Source organism: Clavibacter sp. CT19 (assembly GCF_027858075.1).
In the GTDB taxonomy this organism is placed as follows: Bacteria; Actinomycetota; Actinomycetes; order Actinomycetales; family Microbacteriaceae; genus Clavibacter; species Clavibacter tessellarius_A.
The window spans coordinates 163,427-170,980 of sequence record NZ_JAQHYR010000010.1 but is presented as its reverse complement, the minus strand read 5'-3'; the positions used below and the strand labels follow the sequence as shown (position 1 = coordinate 170,980).

5 protein-coding genes and 1 pseudogene are annotated in these 7,554 nt (G+C 73.8%); all 6 read left to right on the top strand.

From position 1 onward, the window contains the following. Positions 1–209, top strand: a pseudogene (locus tag PED38_RS13370) (hypothetical protein); the annotation flags it as partial. A 127-nt stretch (positions 210–336) separates the two neighbouring features. Next, entirely contained in the window at positions 337–1,098 is a 762-nt protein-coding gene (locus PED38_RS13365) for an expansin EXLX1 family cellulose-binding protein (protein WP_270981651.1), read from the top strand. Between the two features lie 69 nt (positions 1,099–1,167). After that, positions 1,168–1,926 (top strand): class I SAM-dependent methyltransferase, encoded by a 759-nt coding sequence (locus PED38_RS13360; protein WP_270981650.1) that lies wholly within the window; start codon positions 1,168–1,170, stop codon positions 1,924–1,926. 249 nt (positions 1,927–2,175) lie between these two features. Next, a complete protein-coding gene (gene ileS / locus PED38_RS13355; protein WP_270981648.1) occupies positions 2,176–5,478 on the top strand; it encodes an isoleucine--tRNA ligase in 3,303 nt (1,100 codons plus the stop codon). Then, positions 5,475–7,049, top strand: a complete 1,575-nt coding sequence (locus PED38_RS13350; protein ID WP_270981646.1) for a bifunctional folylpolyglutamate synthase/dihydrofolate synthase — start codon at positions 5,475–5,477, stop codon at positions 7,047–7,049. The genes ileS and PED38_RS13350 overlap by 4 nt, the downstream gene beginning before the upstream one ends. Then, positions 7,046–7,546: a DUF4233 domain-containing protein gene (locus PED38_RS13345; protein WP_270981644.1), complete on the top strand. Its 501-nt coding sequence runs from the start codon at positions 7,046–7,048 to the stop codon at positions 7,544–7,546. Before PED38_RS13350 ends, PED38_RS13345 begins: the two co-directional genes overlap by 4 nt. The last annotated feature ends 8 nt before the right edge of the window (positions 7,547–7,554 follow it).

Below are 7,554 nucleotides of genomic sequence, written 5' to 3'. Positions count from 1 at the left end.
CGCCCCCCCCGCCCCCCCCCCGGGCCCCCGGCCGACGCGCGTCGGACGGCCCCGTGCGCGTGGCGGCGTCCGTCGTCGCCGCGGCCACGGCCGCCGCCGTCATGGCCTGGGCCGCCGACGGGGTCGGCCGGGGTCCGCTGGAGGACGCGGTGCGCCGCGCGCTGGACCCGCTCCGCCCGGCTCTCGCGGCCTCCGTCGCCGCCAGCTGAACGCCGCGCGTCCTGCCGGCGAACGAGCAGAGGGCGTCGGCCGCGGCCCTTCCGCGACGGGAGGGTGCGGTCCTACCCTGGCCGCGCGGCGCGACCGCGCCGCTCCCTCGAGATGAGAAGAGACGCCATGCACCTCATCCACGCCCTCGCCGACCGCCCGCGACGGGAGGGCACCCGGTCGCATCCCGGCCGTGCCCGCCGCCTCCGGGCCCTCCCCGCGCTGCTCGCCCTGCTCGTCGCGATCGCCGGGCTCTCGGCGGTCGCGCCCGCGGGACCCGCCTCGGCCGTCGTCGCCGCATCCGGCCGCGCCACGCACTACTCGCTCGGCCCGGACGGCAACCCGACGAACGGCAACTGCTCGCTCCCCGCCATCCCCGCGAACCGCCTCTACGTCGCGGTCGGCCCGGACGACTACGCCGGCAGCGCCGCGTGCGGCACCTACCTCGACGTCACCGGCCCGAAGGGGACGGTGCGCGTCGAGGTCGCGGACCAGTGCCCCGAGTGCGAGCACGGGCACCTCGACCTGAGCGAGGAGGCGTTCCGCGCCATCGGCGACTACGACGCCGGCATCATCCCCATCTCCTACGCGCCCGTCGCGGCGCCGACGGTCCCGCCGCTCGCGTTCCGCCTGAAGGAGGGGTCGTCGGCGTACTGGGCGGCGATCCAGGTCGTCGACGCCGGCACGGAGCTCCGCTCGGTCGAGGTGCGGGTCGGCACGAGCTGGGTGCCGCTGTCGCGGACGGTCTACGGCTACTGGCTCGCCTCGTCGGGTCTCGGCGCCGGGCCGTACACGGTGCGCGTCACGGACGTCACGGGGCGCACGGCGACGGTCCCGGGCATCGCGCTCGACCCGATGCGGCTGCAGCGCACCACGGCGCGGCTCGGCTGACGCGTGCGCCGCGGCGCGGCGGTGGGAACCGCCGCGCCGCGGCGCACGTGCCGAGGCCAGGATGTCCGCATGACCTCCGACGCCCCCGGCACGCCCGCCCGCTCCGACCTCGCCTCCTCGTTCGGCGCCGTCGCCGACCAGTACGACCGGGTGCGGCCCGGCTACCCCGACGCCGCCGTCGACTGGATGCTCCCGGCGGGGTCGCGCCGCGTCGTCGACCTTGGCGCGGGCACCGGCAAGCTCACCCGTCTGCTCGCCGCACGCGGCCTCGCCGTCACCGCCGTGGAGCCCGACGCCGGGATGCGCCGGGTGCTCGCGGCATCCGCCCCCGACGTCGATGTCCGCGCGGGCAGCGGCGAGGCGATCCCCCTGGGCGACGGCGAGGAGGACGCGGTCCTCGTCGCGCAGGCGTGGCACTGGATGGACGCGGGCGAGGCGGCGCGCGAGTGCGCCCGCGTCCTCCGACCCGGCGGACGCCTCGGCATCGTGTGGAACGCCATGGACACGGAGGTCGACTGGGTCCGCGAGCTCGACGCCCTCCTGCACCCCGGGGCGCGCTCCGCGAACCGCGCCCCCGAGCCCGGCCCGTTCCCCGGCTTCGGCCCGGTCGAGCACGCGTCCTTCCCGCACGTCCAGCGCCTGTCCCCGGAGGACGCGGTGGAGTTCGCCGGGTCCATCAGCGTGATCAGCACGCTGCCGGAGGACGCGCGCGCCCGCCTCCTCGACGACATCCGGACGCTGCTGGCGGGACACCCGGACACGTCGGGGCGCGACGTGCTCGAGCTCCCGTGGCGCGCCGACGCGTACCGGTCCCAGCTCGGCGGCTGAGCCAGCCGGAACCGCCGCCGGGCGCGCTAGCATGGGGGCACAGGCGCCGATCCGGCCATCACCGGGGAGCCTTCGGAAGAGAGCCCCGCGGGCACGTCGGCGGGGAAGGTAGAACCGAACGGGTCGGGTCCGTCATCGCCTCTGGAGAGCGGTCGCGCCATGCGCGGCAAGCGGGGTGGTACCGCGCTCGGGATCCGCACACGGCATCCGGGCGTCCTCGCGGAGATCCCCATCGCCGCAGGAGATGCCATGACCTACCCCCGTCCCGTCCCCGACGACCCGACCGCGCCCGACCAGGTGGCCGCCAGTCCGCGCTTCCCCGACGTCGAGAAGGGGATCCTCGCGTTCTGGAAGCGCGACGACACCTTCCGCGCCTCCGTCGAGCGGCGCGAGGGATGCGACGAGTGGGTCTTCTACGACGGTCCGCCCTTCGCCAACGGCCTCCCGCACTACGGGCACCTCCTCACCGGCTACGCGAAGGACGCCTTCCCGCGCTTCCAGACCATGCGCGGCAAGCAGGTCCACCGCCGCTTCGGCTGGGACACGCACGGCCTCCCCGCGGAGCTCGAGGCGATGCGCCAGCTCGGCATCACCGAGAAGAGCGAGATCGAGCAGATGGGCGTCGAGGAGTTCAACGCCGTCGCCCGCCGCTCGGTGCTCGAGTACACGGGCGAGTGGGAGGAGTACGTCACCCGCTCCGCGCGCTGGGTCGACTTCGAGGACGACTACAAGACGCTCGACGTCGACTTCATGGAGTCGGTCATCTGGGCCTTCAAGCAGCTGCACGACAAGGGCCTCGCCTACGAGGGCTTCCGCGTGCTGCCGTACTGCTGGCACGACCAGACCCCGCTGAGCAACCACGAGCTGCGGATGGACGACGACGTCTACCGCATGCGCCAGGACCAGTCCGTCACCGTCACGTTCCCGCTCGTCGGCGCCAAGGCGGAGTCGCTCGGCCTCACCGCCGTGCGCGCGCTCGCCTGGACGACCACGCCCTGGACGCTGCCCACCAACATGGCGCTCGCGGTCGGGCCGGACATCGTCTACGCCGTCGTCCCCGCGGGACCCGCCGGGACGCCGGACGCGGAGGCGCCCGACTCCCTGCCCCGGGAGTCCTCCGTGCAGCTCGCGGCGGAGGTGCTCGGATCCGAGTACCTCATCGCCCAGGACCTGGTGGGGAACTACGCCAAGGACCTCGGCTACGCATCCGCCGACGAGGCCCGCGCCGCCGTCTCCCGCACCGTGCTCGGCCGCCAGCTCGAGGGCGTCGCCTACGACCGCCTCTGGGACTTCTACGCCGACACGGAGCGCTTCGGCACGGAGAACGCCTGGCAGGTGCTCGTCGCCGACTACGTCACGACCACCGACGGCACCGGCATCGTCCACCAGGCCCCGGCCTACGGCGAGGAGGACCAGCAGGTCTGCGCCGCGGCCGGCATCCCCGTGATCCTGTCGCTCGACGAGGGCGGCCGCTTCGTCGACACCGTGCCCGAGGTCGCCGGCGAGCTGTGGTCGGATGCGGGCAAGACGCTCACGCGCATGCTCAAGGCGCAGGGCCGCCTCATCCGCCAGGCCAGCTACGAGCACTCCTACCCGCACTGCTGGCGCTGCAAGAACCCGCTCATCTACAAGGCGGTCTCCAGCTGGTTCGTGCGCGTCACCGACTTCCGCGACGACATGGTGCGCCTCAACCAGGACATCACGTGGACGCCCGAGAACGTCAAGGACGGCCAGTTCGGCAAGTGGATCGGCAACGCGCGCGACTGGTCGATCAGCCGCAACCGGTTCTGGGGAAGCCCCATCCCGGTGTGGAAGAGCGACGACCCCGCGTACCCGCGCGTCGACGTGTACGGCAGCCTCGACGAGCTCGAGGCCGACTTCGGCGTGCGCCCGACCGACCTGCACCGCCCGTTCATCGACGAGCTCACCCGCCCGAACCCCGACGACCCGACGGGGAGGAGCACCATGCGCCGCATCGAGGACGTGCTCGACGTCTGGTTCGACTCCGGGTCCATGCCCTTCGCGCAGGTGCACTACCCGTTCGAGAACCGCGAGTGGTTCGACGAGCACAGCCCCGCGGACTTCATCGTCGAGTACATCGGCCAGACCCGCGGGTGGTTCTACACGCTGCACGCGCTGTCGACCGCGCTGTTCGAGCGGCCGGCGTTCTCCAGCGTCGTCAGCCACGGCATCGTCCTCGGCAACGACGGGCAGAAGATGTCGAAGTCGCTCCGCAACTACCCGGACGTCAACGAGGTGTTCGACCGCGACGGATCCGACGCCATGCGCTGGTTCCTCCTCGCGAGCCCCGTGCTCCGCGGCGGCAACCTCGTGGTCACCGAGGAGGGCATCCGCGAGGGCGTCCGCCAGGTGCTGCTCCCGCTCTGGAGCACGTGGTACTTCTTCTCGCTCTACGCGAACTCCGCGCAGCCCGGCGGCTACGAGGCGACGCGCGACACGACGAGCGACGACGTCCTTGACCGCTACATCCTCGCCCGCACGCGCCGCCTCGTCACCGAGGTCACCGAGCACATGACCGCGCTCGACTCGACCCTCGCCGCCGCGTCCCTCCGCGACTTCGCCGACGTGCTCACCAACTGGTACGTGCGCCGCAGCCGCGACCGGTTCTGGGCGGGCGTCGGGGGCGGCGACACGCGCGCCTTCGACACGCTCTACACGGTCCTCGAGACCGTGACGCGCGTGGCGGCGCCGCTCCTGCCGCTCGTCTCCGAGCGCATCTGGAAGGACCTCACGGGCGGGCGCAGCGTGCACCTCGAGGACTGGCCGGAGCCGGACGACCTGCCCGCGGACGACCGCCTCGTGGAGGTGATGGACCGGGTGCGCCAGGTCGCGTCGACCGCGCTGTCGCTCCGCAAGCAGTCGGGCCTCCGCGTCCGGCAGCCGCTCGCGCGCCTCACGGTCGTGAGCGACGACGCGGACGGGCTCGCCCGCTTCGAGGACATCCTCCGCGACGAGCTCAACGTCAAGGCCGTCGCCGTCGAGGAGCTGACCCCTACGAGCGCGGCCGACGCCGGCATCACGCGCCGCCTCACCGTGAACGCGCGCGTCGCGGGGCCCCGCCTCGGCAAGGGCGTGCAGCAGGTGATCCAGGCGGCCCGCTCCGGCGACTGGACCGAGGCGGACGGCGAGGTCGTCGCGGGCGGCGTGCCGCTCGTCGCCGGCGAGTACGAGCTCGTGCTGGAGGTGGCCGGAGACCGCGCCGACCAGGCGCTCGCGCTCCTGCCGGGCGGCGGCTTCCTGCTGCTCGACACCGCGCTCACCCCCGAGCTCGAGGCCGAGGGTCTCGCGCGCGACGTGGTGCGGAACGTGCAGGACGCGCGGAAGGGCGCGGGGCTCGACGTGAGCGACCGCATCGCCCTCGTGATCCGGCTCGATGCGGCGGGCGCCGAGGCCGCCGAGCGGTTCCGCGACCTCATCGCGCGTGAGACCCTGGCGGTGGCGCTGCGGATCGACGCGGACGCCGAGGCGACGGCGTCCGGCATCGTCGTCGGCGGCGGATCGCCCCTGGACATCGAGGTGGAGCGAGCATGAGCGACCAGCGGGGCGGGACGCCCTTCGACGACGACGCGGACGACGTCCGCCGCGACGACGACTTCGAGCCCGAGACGGACGAGGGCGTCGACGCGGCCGCGCGCGCCCTCGACCCCGACGTCGACGGCCTGAGCGACGACCAGCTCTTCGCCGACGACGCGGCCGAGCTCCGCCGCGAGGCCGAGCGCTCGATCGTCGCCGGCCGCGAGGTCGACGACGAGAACTACTTCGAGCGCGAGGGGGAGCAGGTCTACCAGGCGCTCCTCGCCCGCGTCGGCGAACAGGCGCCGCAGCCGCGCCTCACCGCCACCCGCCGCGTCGTCGAGCTGCTCGGCGACGTGCACCGCGCCTACAAGATCGTCCACGTCACGGGCACCAACGGGAAGACGTCCACGAGCCGGATGGCCGAGAGCATCCTGCGCGCCGCCGGCCTCCGCACGGGGCTGTTCACGAGCCCGCACCTGGTGCGGGTCAACGAGCGCATCGTGATCGACGGCGAGCCGATCACCGACGAGGCCCTCAGCCGCAACTGGGCCGACGTCGAGCCGTTCATCGACCTCGTCGACCGGGAGCTCGTGGCCGCGGGGGAGCAGCCCGTCACGTTCTTCGAGGCGCTCACCGTGCTCGCGTTCGCGTCCTTCGCGGACGCCCCCGTGGACGTCGCCGTGGTCGAGGTCGGCATGGGCGGCGAATGGGACTCCACCAACGTCGCCGACGGCGAGGTCGCGGTCTTCACGCCCGTGTCGCTCGACCACACGCAGCGTCTGGGATCCACCGTCGCGGAGATCGCGCGCACCAAGTCCGGCATCGTGAAGCCGGCGTCGGACGTCGTCTCGAGCGCCCAGGCGCCCGAGGTGGTCGCCGAGCTCACGCGCGCGGCCGAGCTCACCGAGTCCACCTGGTCCATGGAGGGGGAGCGGTTCCGCCTCCTCGACACGACGCTCGCGGTCGGCGGCCAGGTCATCAGCGTGCAGGGGCTCGCGGGCACCTACCGGGACGTCTTCCTGCCGCTCTTCGGCGCGCACCAGGCGCAGAACGCCGCGGTCGCGATCGCCGCGGTCGAGTCGTTCCTGGGCGGCGGCGACCACGCCATCCACGAGGACGTGCTCGCCGAGGGCCTCGCCACCGTGACGAGCCCGGGCCGCCTGCAGGTCGTCGGCACCGAGCCGACCGTGCTCGTCGACGCCGCGCACAACCCGGCGGGCGCCGCGTCGCTCGCGGCCGCGCTGCCCGTCTACTTCACGTTCGATCGCGTGACCGCGGTGATCGGCGTGCTCGCCGACAAGGACGCGGAGGGCATCGTGCGGGAGCTCGCGCCCGTCGTGGACCACTTCATCGTCACGCGCTCCGCGTCCGAGCGGTCGGTGGATCCCGACGAGCTCGCCCGGATCGTGGTGGGCGTCGTCGGCCGCGACCGCGTCACGGTCGAGCCCGACCTCCGGACCGCCCTCGACGACGCGCGCGACTCCGCGGGCGAGACCGAGAAGGGCGCGGCGCTCGTCACCGGCTCCATCCTCCTCGTGGGCGAGGCCATCGAGCACGCGCGCGACGAGGGCTGGAAGATCGCGTGAGCACCGACGGCCGCCCGGCCCGCACCCGGCGACCCCGCCCGCCCCGGACGACGGTCGAGATCCTCGGGTCCATCGTCATGGGCTTCCAGGTCATCGTCGTGTTCCTGGCGAGCCTCGTGGCCTTCGGGCTCGAGGCTCTTCCCGCGCTGCCCGCGCTCGGCGGCGGCGCGCTGCTCGTCCTCGCGATGCTCGCGGTGGTCGGCTCGCTCCGCACGCCGCTCGGCGTGCGGGCCGGCTGGGTGGTGCAGATCCTCGTCGTCCTCACCGGCTTCGTGCTGCCCGCCATGTTCGCGGTCGGCGGGTTCTTCCTGCTCCTGTGGGTCTACGCGATGGTGCAGGGCGCCCGCATCGACCGCGAGAAGGCCGCCGCCCGCGGCGCGTGGGAGCAGGCCATGCTCGACGAGCAGCGGGCCGCGCGATCCGCCGACGTACCGGATGCCGACGACCGCCCCACCGACCACCGACCCACCACCGAGCCGCCGGCTCCCACCCCGTAGGAGGAACC